The organism is Phycisphaerae bacterium (assembly GCA_035275405.1).
Lineage (GTDB): Bacteria > Planctomycetota > Phycisphaerae > UBA1845 > UTPLA1 > DATEMU01.
Map to the genome: position 1 here is coordinate 467,686 of DATEMU010000015.1, position 15,017 is coordinate 482,702.

The following is a 15,017-nucleotide window of genomic DNA, read 5'->3' on the forward strand; positions in this document are numbered from 1 at the left end:
GCACTTGAAGCGTGGTGGGTCGCGCTCGCGGTCTCTCCCCTGATCGCCGGCGACGATCCGTCGATCCATCAACTGGGGATGTCGCCCCCGGTCTCCAGCGCGCCAACATCACCCAGGCCGAAGCCCGACGGCATGGTCTGGATCCCCGGCGGCGAGTTTGTCATGGGGACCGACGATGAATCCGCATGGAACACCGAAAAACCCGCCCATCGCGTGCGCGTCTCCGGATTTTGGATGGACGAGACCGAAGTCACGAACGACCAATTCGCCGCGTTCGTGAAAGCGACGGGTTACAAGACCCTCGCCGAGCGGCCGGTCGACTGGGAGGAATTAAAAAAACAAGTCCCCCCCGGCACTCCCAAACCTGCGCCGGAGATGCTCCTGCCCGGCTCGCTCGTCTTCACGCCGCCCGATCATCCGGTGCCTTTGGACGACATTGGCGGCTGGTGGAGTTGGACCACGGGCGCGAACTGGCGTCATCCCGAAGGCCCGAAGAGTTCCATCGAGGGGCGCGGGAAGCACCCCGTCGTCCATATCTGCTGGGACGATGCGATGGCCTACGCCAAATGGGCGGGAAAACGCCTGCCGACGGAGGCCGAGTGGGAGTGCGCCGCGCGCGGTGGTCTGGCCGGAAAACGATTTCCGTGGGGCGATGACGAGCCGACCGACGCCAAACCGCGCTGCAATATCTGGAACGGCGCCTTTCCATGGAAGAACACGCTATCGGACAAATATCTGCGGACCGCGCCGGTCAAGTCGTTCCCCCCGAACGCCTACGGCCTGTACGACATGGCCGGAAACGTCTGGGAATGGTGCAGCGATCTCTATCGCGCCGACGAATACGATCGCCTGATGGCGTTGCACAAGGGCGCGCTCCTCGTCGATCCGCCCGGTCCGCGCGACAGTTGGGACCCGGACGAGGCCATTGACTCGACGACCAAACACGTCATCCGCGGCGGATCGTTCCTCTGCCACAAGAGCTACTGCGAGTCCTACCGCCCCAGCGCCCGCCGCGGTCAGACCCCCGACACCAGCATGAGCCATTTGGGCTTTCGCTGCGTGATGACTGTGGATAGACTCCGGCAGCCGGATTCAAGATAGGAAACTTTGCCCTCACACCAGGGGAATGGACTCCCCACAACCAAGGGAGACCATTTCGATGATCAAGAAAATGATGACGTTGATCGCGGCATCGCTCGCGGCCTTGATCTTCGCCGCCGTCCCCGCGCACGCGCAGGAGAAGAAACCCAACATCGTCGTCATCATGGGCGACGACATCGGCATTTGGAACATTGGCGCCTACCACCGGGGCATGATGGCCAGCCGGACCCCGCACCTCGACAAGCTAGCCGCCGAGGGCATGCTGTTCACCGACTACTATGCCGAAGCCAGTTGCACGGCCGGTCGCGCCGCGTTCATCACCGGGCAATTGCCCATTCGCACGGGCATGACCACGGTCGGCCAGGCCGGCGCGTCCGTCGGGTTGCCCTCTCAAGCTTGTACGATCGCCACGGCGCTGAAGGAACAGGGATATGCCACGGGACAGTTCGGCAAGAATCACCTCGGCGATAAGAACGAGTTCCTGCCGACGTTGCACGGATTCGACGAGTTCTTCGGCTATTTGTATCACCTCGACGCGATGGAGGATCCGTGTCACCCCGGCTACCCGCAGGAACTCCTGGACAAGGTCGGGCCACGCAACGTGGTTCATTCCTGGGCGACGGACAACGACGATCCGACCGAGATGCCGCGCTGGGGCAAGGTCGGCAAGCAGAAAATAGAGGACGCCGGCCAGCTCTGCCCCGAGCGCATGGAAACGGTGGACGACGAGATTCGCGATCTCGCGTTCAAGTTCGTGGACAAGGCCAGGGCCGACAACAAGCCGTTCTTCCTCTGGCTGAACCCCACGCGAATGCACATCGTCACCCATCTCTCAGAGAAGTACGAGAAGATGCGCAATTCGAAGAATGGTTGGACCATTTCGGAAGCCGGCATGGCCCAGCTCGACGACATCGTCGGCGACGTCATGAAGAAGCTCAAGGACTTGGGAGTGGACGAGGACACCATCGTCGTGTTCACCACCGACAACGGTACCGAAGTTTTCACCTGGCCCGATGGCGGACAGACGCCGTTTGCGCAATGCAAGGGAACGGTCATGGAGGGAGGATTCCGCGCACCGGCCATGATTCGCTGGCCGGGCAAGGTGCCGGCCGGCAAGGTGGAGAACGGCATCATGTCCGGGCTCGACTGGTTCCCGACGCTGGTGGCCGCCGCGGGCAATCCGAACATCAAGGAGGACCTGCTCAAGGGCAAGACGATCGGCGATCGGACATACAAGAACCACCTCGACAGCTACAACCAGATGGACCTGATCACCGGCAAGGGCCCCTCGGCTCGCCATGAGATTTTCTACTTCGGAGAAAGCACGCTCGGGGCGGTGCGCGTGGACGACTACAAATACCGGTTCATTGACCAGCCGGGAGGCTGGCTGGGCGAAAAGACCCACGCGGATGTGCCTTTCCTGACCAACCTTCGTCTGGACCCGTTCGAGCGCACGGGCTGGCCGGGAAATGGGACAAAGGATGGGGCGCAGAACTATTTCAGTTGGTTCCAATACGAGTTCTGGCGCTTCGTTTTTGTCCAGCAGGAAGTGGCGAAGCTGGCCATGACGGCGGTCGAGTACCCGCCCATGCAGAAGGGCGCGAGCTTCAACCTCGATGCCGTGAAAGCGAAGATTGAGGCCGCCAGAGCGGCTATGGGCAAGTAAGCCGGCTACCCCGCGGCGGGCGGTCCAAAGGGACCGTCCGCCCTATTCGACCGCAATTCCGCACTTCGTGACGCCCTGTGCCTTGGATATCTTGGCGATGCGTCACCAAGGTTTGAACGCCTCTTGGCGATAATCTGCGGAGGTTCGAGGAGGCTCTATGAGCGATAAGGACAAGGAGTGGCAGAAGTCGTCCACAAGGGCCAATCGGTTCGCCTCTGCGGCGACGTTCATTGCGCCTCTGGTCGTGCTCGGTCTGGCTTGCGGTTGCCAGCACCAGCTCATGCCGACGCCGAACTTGTATTCCTATGGCCGTGACGACGCGTTTGCCCATGTGCCTCCCGAATATCGCAGTAACGAGGTCGACGTCTTATATGTCACCGACCGGCTGCCGGAAGGCGACACCAAAACAGGACCGAAGTATGGCTACGGTCGCTCACACTCGCTGGCGTTCGGCACGTGCGTCGTCGAAATCGGCCACAATATCTCCTGGGAAGATCTGGCTCGCGAAAGTCGCACAGCGAAGCGCCGGCTGTCGCTGCCGCTCTCGGTGAAACAGGTCCGCGAGATCGCTCGTTTTCCGTCCGTACCCCATCCCATCGTTGAGAAGGGCCCTCGGCCGATCGACGATCCCGCAGTGGTGGCAGAATACGCGGCGACCGAAGCGAAGCTGCACACCGACCTGGCGGCCCGGCTATCCCATACCGATCGAAAGCATGCGTACATTTTCGTCCACGGATTCGCCAACACGTTTGACGATGCAGCGTTCACCACGGCCGAGCTGTGGCACTTCTATGGACGACAGGGCGTGCCGATCTGCTACACCTGGCCGGCCGGTCGGGGAATGAGCAGCCTGGGCTACGATTATGACAGCGTATCCTGTGAGTTCACGGTCTTTCATCTCAAGCAGCTGCTCCGGTCGCTAGGCCGCTGCGAACCGATCGAAAAGGTACATATCCTGGCGCACAGCCGCGGGACCGAGGTCGTCACCAGCGCTTTGCGTGAGCTGAACATCGAACATACCCATGCCCCACAATCGGCCCGTGAGACCCTGAAGCTGGGTAACGTCGTTCTGGTAGCGCCTGATCTGGATTTCGACGTCTACCAGCAGCGAGAATGCGGAGAGCGGTTTACCTTCATGCCCGAGCGGGTCACGATCTACACCTCTCCAACGGATCGCGCGCTGGCCATGGCCGACGCGCTGACGCTCGGCGTCGCTCGCCTCGGCCAGCTTCAACCGTCGGAATTGACGCCCGGCCACCGCAATTGGCTCGAAATGTCGCCCGTGACCCTTGTCGAGGCCCTCGTGCATTCGGGCTACATCGGGCATTCGTATTTCACCGGCAGTCCCGCGGCTTCGTCCGATCTGATCCTTGTCCTGCGTGACAACCGTCCGCCGGGTGCGGACCACGGCCGGCCCTTAAAACAGCGAATGACGAATTTCTGGGAGCTGAGAGATGATTATCTTGAAGGCAAGTAAGGCGCACTCAGTCGGGCCTGCGACCTTCATCGTTGTGGCGTTAAATGCTGCGTTGTTCGATTGCCATCTTCGCACCAACGACTTCAAGTCCGGCTCGACAAGGGCCTCGACGAAGCCACGGAGAATGGCTGGACCGTCGTAGATATGAAAAAAGATTGGAAACAGGTTTTTCCAAAAGGTAAACAGTAAACGGGAGTACGTTCGATGATGAAGACTTATGGCAAATACAGTTACATGGTCATGTGCGCGGGTCTCGTCGCTCTGGCAGCGGGCTGCAATTCCCCGGCCGGAATGGCCGTCCAATTGGTCGGCAAGGCCGTGGATTCCGTGGAGACCCAAAAGTACGGCGACGAACTCGAGGGCCAGCCTCCATCCGCCGCCGACGCCAAGTTCGGTCAACCCAACGATGTCTTCGCGGAGGTCGGCGGCTCGCGAAAGTGGCGCGTGTACCCCGGAGGCGCGACGGACGTCCTGGGCAACGAACGCTATGTCGTGGAAATATCCCGCGAACGGATCGTCGGAGTCACGAAGGAGAAGCTCGATTCGAGCGGCATCGATCTGGCCCGCAAATTGCTCTTGGATCAAAAGGCGGAAGGCAAATCCCCGCAGGAATGTGAAGCGGCGCTGGGCCTCGGTCGCCCGCTGCTGACCGTCCGCAGCGAGACGACCAACACGTTGGCCCAGCTTTACGATGCCCGGATGATCGAGGGCATCGGCAGCCCGAAATATTGCCGCCTGAAGTTCGACCCCCAGGAACGCTGCAATGAAGTCGATCTCGTGGACGTCGCGGCCTCGGCGGGCAGCGCACCGCCGGCATGATACCCGACGCCGCATCCGCCGCTACGAGAAATGCGACTAACGCCATGAACGCTGCAACGCCCGAACCATGCCACAACTGGAAAGGACACGATGAATCGCACGCTCCTCGCTCTGTTCACCCTCATCGCACTCGCGATGTGCGCGTTCCTCACCCCATCGTCCGGCCACGCACAGGCACCATCGCCGTCAGGGGACAACCTCGACCGTACGAACCTGCCGATCCCCGAGCCAAAAGTCACCCCGATCTCCATCCTCGACGCCCGCAATGCGAAGGCCCCGCCGCGCTTTGAAGTGAAGCCGCCCCGGGGGGCGCCCAACGTCGTAATCGTCCTGATCGACGATATCGGCTTCGGTCACTCCAGCGCCTTCGGCGGGCCCATCCACATGCCCACCTTGGAAAAGCTGGCCGCCAAGGGACTGAAATACAATCGTTTCCACACCACCGCGCTTTGCAGTCCCACCCGCGTCGCCCTGCTCACCGGTCGCAACCATCACGTCAACAACGCCGGGGCCATCATGGAACTGGCCACGGGTTTTCCCGGTAACACCGGGGTCCGCCCCGAAAGCGTGACGCCCCTCGCCGAGATCCTCCGCCTCAATGGCTTCAGCACCGCGGCCTTCGGCAAGTACCACGAGACCGCGCCGTGGGAAGTCTCCATTTCCGGCCCCTTCGATCGCTGGCCGACGCGCTCCGGCTTCGACAAGTTCTACGGCTTCATCGGCGGCGAGACCAACCAGTGGGCGCCGGGCATCTTCGACGGCGTCGTTCGAATTGCGCCTCCGCAAAAGCCGGATTACCACTTCACCACCGACATGACCGACCAGGCCATCAAGTGGGTCAGCGCCCAGCAGGCCCTCACGCCCGACAAGCCCTTCTACATGTACTTTGCCACGGGCGCGACGCACGCCCCCCACCATGTCCCCAGGGAGTGGATCGACAAGTACAAGGGAAAATTCGCCAGCGGCTGGGACAACCTGCGTGAGGAGACCTTCGCGCGTCAGAAGAAGCTGGGCGTGATCCCCGCCGATGCCAAGTTGACCCCGCGGCCGAAGGAAATCCCCGCCTGGAACGACATGAGCGCCGACCAGAAGCGCCTCTTCGAACGCCAGATGGAGACCTTCGCCGGCTTCGCCGAGCACACCGACCACGAGGTGGGTCGCCTCGTCGCGCAACTGGAATCCATCGGCGTCCTGGACAACACGCTCTTCTTCTACATCGTCGGCGACAACGGCGCCAGCGCCGAAGGCGGCCCCGAAGGCACCTACAACGAAATGATGGCCCTCAACGGCATCATCGGCAAAGCCGACCAGATGATGGGCCACATCGAAGACTGGGGCGGACCCAAGACCTTCCCCCACTTCGCCATCGGCTGGGCCTGGGCCGGCAACACGCCCTTCCAATGGACCAAGCAGGTCGCCAGCCACTTCGGCGGCACGCGTAACGGCATGGTCCTCCACTGGCCGAACGGTATTAAGTCCCGGGGCGAAATCCGCTCGCAATTCCACCACGTGATCGACGTCGCCCCCACCGTCCTGGACGCGGCAAAAGTCCCCGAGCCCAAAATGGTGAACGGCATCCCGCAGCGGGCCATGGATGGCGTCTCGATGCTCTATACCGTGGATGATCCCGACGCCAAGGACCGCCACACCACCCAATACTTCGAGATGTTCGGCAACCGCGGCATCTATCATGACGGCTGGGTCGCCTGCACCCGCCACTCCATCCCGTGGCTGATGGTTCATCTCCCGCCGCTGACGGACGACGTCTGGGAACTTTACAACGTGGACAAGGACTTCACCCAGGCCGACAATCTCGCGGCCCAGCATCCCGAAAAGTTGAAGGAGCTGCAGGATCTCTTCATCAAGGAAGCCATCAGGAACCACGTCCTCCCGATCGACGACCGCCGCTCCGAGCGCTTCAACCCGGCCGTCGCCGGTCGCCCTGACCTCATGGGCGGTCGCAAGTCGCTCACCGTCTATGACGGCATGACTGGAATGATGGAAAACGCCTTCATCAACATAAAGGGCGTGCACCACACCATCACCGCCGATATCGAAGTGCCGGATGCGAACACCGAGGGCGTGATCCTCGCCCAGGCCGGCTACTTCGGCGGCTGGACCCTGTACATGAAAGAGGGCAAGGTCCACCACGAATACAACTTTTTCGCCCTGGAGCGCACCAACATCGCCGCCCCCTCGACTCTTGAACCGGGCAGACACACCGTCGTGTACGAGTTCATCCCCGACGAGACCAAGCCCGGGGCCGGTGGCAAGTCCATCATCACCATCGACGGCAAGAAGGCTATCGAAGGGCACATTCCCAAGACCCAGCCCTTCGCCTTTTCCGCCGATGAAGGCGCCGACGTGGGCGAGGATGGAGAAACCAATGTGTCGCCCGATTACAAGCAGCACGACAATAAGTTCACCGGTAAGATCCACAAGGTCACGATCGACGTTAAATAGGCAGAGTCGAAAACCTGGGGGTCACGTCCGCCGCGGCGGACCGGATGGAGCGGTACGATGCGAATGCGCAATGCGTCCCTGACATGCGGCCTGTTGACCCTCGCAAGCATTCTGACGGCGGCCACGCCCCTCGCCGCGCAGGAGCAGCCTCCGGTCACAGACCCGCCGGCTCAGACCGAGACCGCCGCGGCCAACGAATCGTCAACTGCGAAAGACGCCAAGCACCCGACCACCCAGCCCATGGCCCTCCAATCGCTCATCCCCACGCTCCCCGACTATTCGGGCGACGTCTGGAAGCGCGGTTACCTGACCGGCGACTGGGGCGGCGCGCGGACGCAGCTCGCCGAGCATGGCGTCCTCTTCGACCTCGACGTGACGCAGGTCCTCCAGGGCAACGCCCACGGCGGCAAGAACACTAAGGGCGCGCTCGAATACGGCGGTTCCGCCGATTACACCCTGCGTCTGGACACCGCCCGCATGGGCCTCTGGCCCGGCGGTCTCATCACCCTCCACGGCGAGACGCAGTTCGGCCGCGCAACCAACGGCAACACCGGCAGCCTCGGCTCGCCGAACTTCAAGTCGCTGCTCCCCGTTCCCGGCGACCCCGGCATCACTACGCTTTCGGAATACTACCTCACGCAGGCCCTGTCCGAGACGTTTGTCATCGTCGCCGGAAAAATGGACCTGACCGCCGCGGGCGATCGCAACGTCTTCGCGGGCGACACCAAGCACTACACCCAGTTCATGAACACGGCGTTCAACGTCAACCCCGTCCTGTTGAGTGCCGCGCCGTACACCGCGATGGCGGCGGGATTCGTCCTGCTCCCCACCAAGTGGCTCACCATCAGCACGCTCGTGTCCGACAACGACCCCGACGGCGCGGCCACCATGACCGGCTTTAACACCGCCTTCCACGGTCGCACCTGGCTGACCGTGATGCAGGAATATGCCGTCAAGATCAAACTCTTGGATAAACCCGGTAATCAGCGGTTCGGCTGGTTCTATACCACGAAGGACTTCATCGACTTCGCCGGCGACCCGCGGCTGCAACTGCCCGGCCGCCAGCAGAGTTTCGGTCTGCTGCCCCGCAACGTCGGACCCTTTCGTCTTCGCAAGCCGCCGCGCTGGCTGCGCTCGGTTCGCGTGGGCGATACCGTGCTGAGCGCCGACGGACCCGACAAGTGTCCCGATGACTGGGGCTTCTACTACAACTTTGACCAGTACCTCTACACCGAGACCGAAGACCCCACGCAGGGTTTTGGCCTCTTCGGCCGCTTCGGCTGGTCCAACGGCGAGTGCAACCCGATCGAGGAGTTCTACAGCATCGGCCTCGGCGGCAAGGGCTCGATCCCGTGCCGCGACCATGACACCTGGGGCCTGGGCTATTACCTGATCAACATGACCGACGACCTCCCCCGGATGCTCGGCCTGAACGCCGAACAGGGCGTCGAACTCTTCTACAACATCGAGATCACCCCCTGGCTGCACCTCTCGCCGAACCTGCAGGTCATCGTCGACCCCGGCGCCGGCTACCAGGACCGCGACGTGGCGGTCATTTACGGAATGCGGGCGCAGATGACGTTTTGAGCCGTAGCGTCCGCCCTCAGTGGCGGACGCCGTTAACCTTCTCGGGAGGGTGAGGCCCCCCAGCCGCGCGCGCCTGACGAAAACAAGCAATGGAAACCAATGTTCTCTCCTACACTTGGGAGCCGCATGCCATCGCCCAGTCCCGTTCACGGGGCTTTCCCGCCAACGGCGGGCTTTTTGGTAGGTCCTTCAGGGCCGGTCGCGCGGCCCGAGCAACGCCACCCCACCGTTTACTCCCCCCCGCCTATCTTCTGCTCCCCTGCCCTGCCTCCCCTCAATCCCTTAATCCCTGTTCCCTTATTCCCTCGCTCTCATGGCCCCGCGGGCAAGGCCGTTGAAACGGCCTCACGCCCCGCCCTGTGCCCGCCGAACCAACGCCAACGGCGTTGATGTCCGCCTAGCCCAGGGTTGGTCGGCTTTGCGACCTACCCTGGGTACCCAATGCGCAATCCAACGACAACGCCAACGGCGTTGTGACTCAACCCTGTCAGGGTTGTGCATGCGCGGGACCCGACGCGACCCAGGGTATTCGCCGCGGCGACAACCCTGGGCTATTGCCGAAGCCCCGTTGTGGCATGTGAACCGCCCGCCAAAATCCACCTCCGCCCTCTCCTGCTCCCCTTTTCTACTGTTCCACTGCTCATTTTTACAGGGAGCGCTGAACAAGAATGCTGGCTGAGGAACAACTAGGGCGGCGAGCCGCCGCCTGCGTGCAGCTTACGGCATATGGCTGAAAGCTTATGGCTCGTAAGGTCGGAGATTCCGCGCTATGACCTTGAACTTCAAGAGATTCAGGTGTTTTCAACGTTGCGATCTTCGCCGCGCCGTCCCCCGTTCCTCAAGCCTCAGGTCTCAAGCCTCCGGCCTCCGCCTGTTCCGCCTGGTACCGCCTTGTTCCACCAACAAAAAAAGAACAGCCCTGCGATTTCGCTCAATTTCGCTCAATTCCGCCCCCCCTCCCCCGGGGTTCACCTCTCCCTGTTCAACTGTTACCTGCTCAGTTTCCGCGGTCCCCCTCAAGCCTCAGGTCTCAAGTCTCGACTTTGCGCTCCATTGCGGTCGTTTGCGCATGAAAACAATATCTGCGGCAGGAGTTAACCCACGAAGGCAGGCGTCACTGTGGTTTGCACCTTTATTCCCCAATCCGCATTCCGAATTCCGCATTGGGCTCATCTGCGTCATCTGTGGAAATTACTTCCGTCAGGGAATCAGATCACCCCGATCGACCGCAGATGCTCCTGCGCCGCCGCCACGGTCTCGTCGATAACTTGTTGCATCGGCTTGTTCTTGACGCGGACGCCGGCCGACTGGCTGTGACCGCCGCCGCCGAAGCGCTGGGCCAATTCCAGGACCGTGATCTTGCCCTCGCCGCGGAGGTTGATGCGGATGACGCCGGGCTCGCCCTCGGAGAAGAGCATGGCGATGGCCACGCCCTTGAGGGCCCGGGGGATGGAGACCTGGTCGTCGATGTCGTCGGCCTTGCAGCCGGACTCGCTGATGTCCGCATAGGAGAGGTGGCTGTAGGCGATTCGGCCGGCCGCGACGACGCGGGTGTGGTCGTAGACCCGCCGCAGGAGTTCGAAGTCGTGCTGCCCCTGCGAGCGGCAGAGCTGTTCGCCGATGTGCGAGACGTCGGCCCCCGCGCGAACGAGTTCGGCGGCGACGTGCAGCGCGTCGGACGTCGTCGACGGCAGGCTGAAGCCCGCGGTGTCGCCGTGCAGACCGGCGTAAAGGAGCGAGGCGACGGCCGCCGAAGGCTGCCACTTCAGTGCGTTCAGCAGGAGCGCGATCATCTCGCAAGTGCTGCTGGCGTGCGGATCGACCCAGTTGTGGCGGCCGAAGTCGATGTTGGTGATGTGGTGGTCGATGTTGAGGGTCGGCAGCGGGCCCGTCATCGCGGGCGGCGGCCGGATGTTGATCCGCTTCTCGCTCGCCGTGTCGACGATGATCAGGCTGTCGTAGCGGCCGTCGGTGGACCATTCGACCGACCGCGGCGTCGTGGGAGCGAGTTCCAGCATGAAGCCCAGCCGCTGGGCCACGCAATCGGCGGGCAGGCCGACGACGGCCTCGATGCCATGCTCGCGGAGGCTCCCCGCCACGCCCAGCGCCGCGCCGATGCAGTCGGCGTCGGGCGTGACGTGACCCACGACCAGCGGCCGCCGGACGCTCGTAAGTTGCCGCAGGAATTCCGGCGTCGGCTGTCGGTTGGATCGGGGTGCGTTTTTCGATTCGGCGGGAGCGGTCTCACCCATCGGGAAGGTCTCACTTCGGCCAATAGAATAATTCACAACCGACCGTCGGGCCAGCGTCGGTACTTGATGTGAAGCAGCCGCCCCCGGCTGCCGCGTAGAAAGGAATAAAAAGGGCCAGGGTTCGGGTGCGCGCTGGGGGGAAACGCGCGGGGCGCCGAAGCCCTGGCCGGGTTTTTGAGGATATCGAAGGTCTCAGACTCTTCAAGGTTAAAATCGGAAGTTTTGGTGCGTTAACCCCAACAAAAACGGACGTTGCCGCCGCTAACTTTCCGCTCATCAAAAGGTAACAGAAGCGGCGGGCCGTCCGGCCTTAATAAAGATAAACCCAAAGAATTGGCGCCAAAGCCGCCACCAGAACGACGAACAGCACCAGGGGCAGCGCATAGGGCCAGCGAAATCGATAGAGACGGCCGAGGTGCTGCAGGTACTCGATCTGCTGTTTGAGCGTCAGCTTGCTCTTGCCGTGCAGCCGGTCGGAGAACTCGATCGGCACCTCTGTTACGCGCTGGCACCGGGCCTTAATAAGGATTTCGAGACCGATCTTGTAGCCGATGGGATTGAGACCGGCGGCCTGGGCGCGATCGAGCGTATCGCGCGTGAGGCAGAAGAATCCGGCCATCGGGTCCTTCGCGGCGGTCAGCGGTCGCGCCAGGAGCGTGGCGACTTGGGAGTTGAGTTGGCGAAGGAAGCCCCAGTCCTCCTTCGTTTTGCCGCCGGCGGTGTAGCGCGAGCCGATGCAGAAGTCGGCGCGGCCGTCGGCGATCGGCGCGATAACGGCGGGCAGGACTTCCGGCGGGTGCGAGAGGTCGGCGTCCATGCAGAGGAGGATGTCGTACTTGGCTTCGGAGAATCCCCGCACAACAGCGGACGAAAGCCCCCGTTCGTCGAAGCGGGTGATGAGCCGAACGGGGAAGTGCGCGGCCAGTTCGGTGACCAGCGTCTCCGTCCCGTCGCGGCTGTGATCGTCGACGAAGATCAGCTCGGCGGGGATGTCGGCGGCGCGCAGCGTCTCGAAGACCCGCCGCGTCAGGATCGGAATGTTCTGCGCCTCGCGATAAGTCGGGACGACGATGGAGACGGGCGGTTGGGGCATTGGGGGGATTCTACAAAGAAACGCGAACGACGTTTAGCCCCCGGTGAGTCACCCGGGGCGAATGTTCATCAAGCGATCATGTGGCTTGAGGCGGCGATGGAATCGGATGAAGCCAGGCGTTGTATGTAGCGGCCGAGTTTTCACGGATCGTCTGTTTGAGGATTCGGCGGAAGGAGATTAAAGCCAGAAGCCAAGCCCCGCCCAAAGCCAGCACGAAAAGATAAAAAGCGACGGCGAAGGCAACGCTCAGGAACATGACGGCTGGCATGCGCGGCGGCATGACCGCCCCGGGTGCAGTAGGTGTCGTGGTGGGCGAGACAATTTGTGCTGGCCCCGACGCCGGCGCGCTCGCAGGACTTGGCCATTCGACGGAAACAGCCATGGGACGAACACGGACATTCATGGTCGTCGGCGATGGAGCGGACGAAGGCCCGCTGACTGGTGCGACGCCGCGACCGCCGATTACCGCAGCGGTAACTACGCCGCCTAATGTAAGTGCGGTGAAGCCTATTCCACTCCATAAGATAAAGCTCAACAGGTTTCCTAACGAAGGCTTGGACACGCGGCGAGCCAGCCTCCGCATGTGCACGAGCAGCAAGAGGAAACCCAGCAGATACGCTGACCCGCCCACGGCGCCTACGCCAATTATGCTCAGCACCTTGATTATGTCCGGCGCGGTGATTTCATGTGTGCCCGATGAAACGCAGACGCCGACAACAGCGGTGACGATCGCGGCGACATTTAGAGCGCGAATCCAGTGTCCGAGATTGGTTTTCATGCGGCCCGGGTTCGACAGTGGCTCCGGCGACGTGACACCCCAGACTCCGAAAAGTAACAGGGCAATAAATGCCAGGCCCGTCGCCAACGTCAATACACCCAGGACCACTTCGTCCGGCTCGCCACCGGCAGAAACGACCGTGTAAAGGACAATGCCTGCTATACCGACCGGCCAAACAAGCAGCGAGAGTAACAGGGAAGAAAGTCCACCGCGGACGCGCCACAGCCACGCCGAATCGGCGAAGATCAGCCAGCCGTGTTCGAGGGTCCGCCGGATGGGCAGGGCACACTCCGGGCAGACGGCTTCAACGGGCATTGTTCGCAAGTTGTAGCGGCAGCCGAGGCACGCAAGATCGAAAGGAATTGGGGCAAGGGCCGGACGAGCAGTCGGGGGCTGGATCACGGCGCGGGTCTCCTGCCGATCGAACCGGCATCTTGGCGGCAAATCACCGCAGGTGCCACTGGCCGTGGACCACGTAGCGCTGCGTCGTCAGTTCCTCCAGCCCCATCGGGCCGTAGGCGTGGACTTTGGAGGTGCTGATGCCGATCTCGGCGCCGAGGCCGAGTGAGAAGCCGTCGTTGAAGCGGGTGGAAGTGTTGACGAGTGTGCAAGAGGATTGGACGCGCTCGACGAAAGTCCGCTGATTGGATTCGTCGCTGGAGAGGATGGCGTCGGTGTGGTTCGAACCGTAGTGGTGGATATGTTCAACGGCGGCGTCGAGGTCGGGGACGATCTTGCACGCGACGATTAAGTCGAGGAACTCGCGGCCCCAGTCGTCGTTGGTGGCGGGGATCGCCGTGAGCGCGAGGCGGCAGACCGTCTCGTCGCCGCGAAGTTCGACGCCGTCCTTCGCCAACCTCGCTGCCAGCTTCGGCACGAACGCCGGCGCGATCTTCTCGTGGACGAGGCAGCACTCGACGGCGTTGCAGGTGGCCGGTCCACTGGTCTTGGCCGTCGCACAGATATCGACAGCCCGATCCACATCCGCGGAGGCGTCCACGAAGATGTGGCAGACACCGTGGAAGTGCTGGACCATGGGGATGCGCGATTGTTCGTGGACGAAGCGGATCAGCTCGGTACCGCCCCGCGGAATGACGAGGTCGATGTAGTGATCCAGCTTGAGCAGTGCCTTGAGTTCCTCGCGATCCGAGGTCGTCAGCAACGCAGCGGCGTCCGGCGTGACGCCTTTCGCGTCGAGCGATTGCCGCACCAGTTCCATCAAGGCCAGATTCGAATGCAGCGCCTCGCGGCCGCCCTTGAGGATGCAGGCATTGCCCGATTTGAAGCAGAGGGCGAAGGCGTCGATCGTCACGTTCGGCCGGGCCTCGTAGATCATCAGGATCACGCCGATCGGGCAGCGGACCTTGCGGACAAGGATGCCGCTGGGAGCGGTGTACTCGCGGGTGATCTTGCCGACGGGATCATCGAGGGCGGCGACTTGTCGCAGACCTGCTGCCATCTGGCGAATACCGGCGTCGGTCAGCTCCAGTCGCTGGAGTTTGGCATTCCCAAGGTCGGCAGCCTTGGAGGCGGCGAGGTCCTGCTCGTTGGCTTGCCGAATCCGGAAGGCGTCGCTTTCGATTCGGCCCGCAAGATCGAGAAGGACATCGTTCTTAACGGCCGTATTCAAGTGCGCGAGATCCGCGGCCGCGCGACGGGCGCGCTGAGCGAGCGATTCGATGGATTCTACCTTGATCATGTTCTAATACGGCAAGTCGGTTTTCGGCGCAAACTCTTGTTCTACGGCCGGCAGGGGCGCTGGACGCTACACCTGCCGACCG

General features: G+C 62.5%; 10 protein-coding genes. 6 read left to right on the forward strand and 4 right to left on the reverse strand.

What is annotated here, in order from left to right; translation table 11 throughout:
* Positions 1 to 78: 78 nt before the first annotated feature.
* From VJZ71_19755 to VJZ71_19780, 6 genes are all read left to right on the forward strand, one after another.
* Entirely contained in the window at positions 79 to 1,101 is a 1,023-nt protein-coding gene (locus VJZ71_19755) for a formylglycine-generating enzyme family protein (GenBank protein HKQ50318.1), read from the forward strand.
* 58 nt (positions 1,102 to 1,159) lie between these two features.
* Positions 1,160 to 2,767 carry an arylsulfatase gene (locus tag VJZ71_19760; protein HKQ50319.1) on the forward strand — a complete coding sequence of 536 codons (1,608 nt, stop codon included), beginning with the start codon at positions 1,160 to 1,162 and terminating at the stop codon, positions 2,765 to 2,767.
* Between the two features lie 157 nt (positions 2,768 to 2,924).
* On the forward strand, positions 2,925 to 4,244 hold the full coding sequence (locus tag VJZ71_19765; protein ID HKQ50320.1) for an alpha/beta hydrolase: 1,320 nt from the start codon (positions 2,925 to 2,927) through the stop codon (positions 4,242 to 4,244).
* 204 nt (positions 4,245 to 4,448) lie between these two features.
* On the forward strand, positions 4,449 to 5,063 hold the full coding sequence (locus VJZ71_19770) for a hypothetical protein (GenBank protein HKQ50321.1): 615 nt from the start codon (positions 4,449 to 4,451) through the stop codon (positions 5,061 to 5,063).
* 90 nt (positions 5,064 to 5,153) lie between these two features.
* Positions 5,154 to 7,526, forward strand: coding sequence for an arylsulfatase (locus VJZ71_19775; GenBank protein HKQ50322.1), 2,373 nt, complete (start codon positions 5,154 to 5,156; stop codon positions 7,524 to 7,526).
* A 57-nt stretch (positions 7,527 to 7,583) separates the two neighbouring features.
* Positions 7,584 to 9,113: a carbohydrate porin gene (locus VJZ71_19780; GenBank protein HKQ50323.1), complete on the forward strand. Its 1,530-nt coding sequence runs from the start codon at positions 7,584 to 7,586 to the stop codon at positions 9,111 to 9,113.
* A 1,208-nt stretch (positions 9,114 to 10,321) separates the two neighbouring features.
* On the opposite strand, the gene VJZ71_19785 is transcribed toward VJZ71_19780, so the two are convergent.
* The 4 genes from VJZ71_19785 to VJZ71_19800 form a co-directional block, all read right to left on the reverse strand.
* Positions 10,322 to 11,365 carry a bifunctional oligoribonuclease/PAP phosphatase NrnA gene (locus tag VJZ71_19785; protein HKQ50324.1) on the reverse strand — a complete coding sequence of 348 codons (1,044 nt, stop codon included), beginning with the start codon at positions 11,363 to 11,365 and terminating at the stop codon, positions 10,322 to 10,324.
* A gap of 310 nt (positions 11,366 to 11,675) precedes the next feature.
* Positions 11,676 to 12,458 carry a polyprenol monophosphomannose synthase gene (locus tag VJZ71_19790; protein ID HKQ50325.1) on the reverse strand — a complete coding sequence of 261 codons (783 nt, stop codon included), beginning with the start codon at positions 12,456 to 12,458 and terminating at the stop codon, positions 11,676 to 11,678.
* A gap of 76 nt (positions 12,459 to 12,534) precedes the next feature.
* Positions 12,535 to 13,638, reverse strand: a complete 1,104-nt coding sequence (locus tag VJZ71_19795) for a hypothetical protein (GenBank protein ID HKQ50326.1) — start codon at positions 13,636 to 13,638, stop codon at positions 12,535 to 12,537.
* A gap of 43 nt (positions 13,639 to 13,681) precedes the next feature.
* Complete coding sequence (locus tag VJZ71_19800; GenBank protein HKQ50327.1) at positions 13,682 to 14,935, reverse strand: glutamate-5-semialdehyde dehydrogenase; 1,254 nt, start codon at positions 14,933 to 14,935, stop codon at positions 13,682 to 13,684.
* Positions 14,936 to 15,017 lie beyond the last annotated feature (82 nt).